The organism is Photobacterium sp. R1 (assembly GCF_054600795.1).
This window is the reverse complement of the sequence record NZ_BAAHZP010000616.1, coordinates 1-265: the sequence shown is the minus strand read 5'-3', so window position 1 is coordinate 265 and position 265 is coordinate 1. Positions and strand designations below refer to the sequence as shown.

At 49.8% G+C, this 265-nt stretch carries 1 protein-coding gene; it reads left to right on the top strand.

Annotated features, from left to right (window positions below):
* Window positions 1-246: flagellar basal body-associated FliL family protein (locus ACYP03_RS26525; RefSeq protein ID WP_459782743.1), on the top strand; the 246-nt coding region annotated here is incomplete at its 5' end.
* Between the last annotated feature and the right edge of the window lie 19 nt (window positions 247-265).

Genomic DNA, 265 nt, shown 5'->3' with positions numbered 1-265 from the left:
CGCCTGCAGGTCGATCTCATGGTCGCCGACCCGGACTATATCCCTCTGGTTGAACACCATGCACCGCTTATCCGCGATGCCATCATCCAGATCATTGGTGAGCAGCCGGAAGTGAAAATCAAGTCTCTGGCTGGCCGCGAAGCAATACGCCAGCAATGCCTGGATAAAGTCAATGATCTCTTGATTGCAGAGACCAACCAAAAGCTATTAACTGAGCTGCTGTTTACCAAATATCTGTATCAGTAACCCCGAAAACAATCACCAC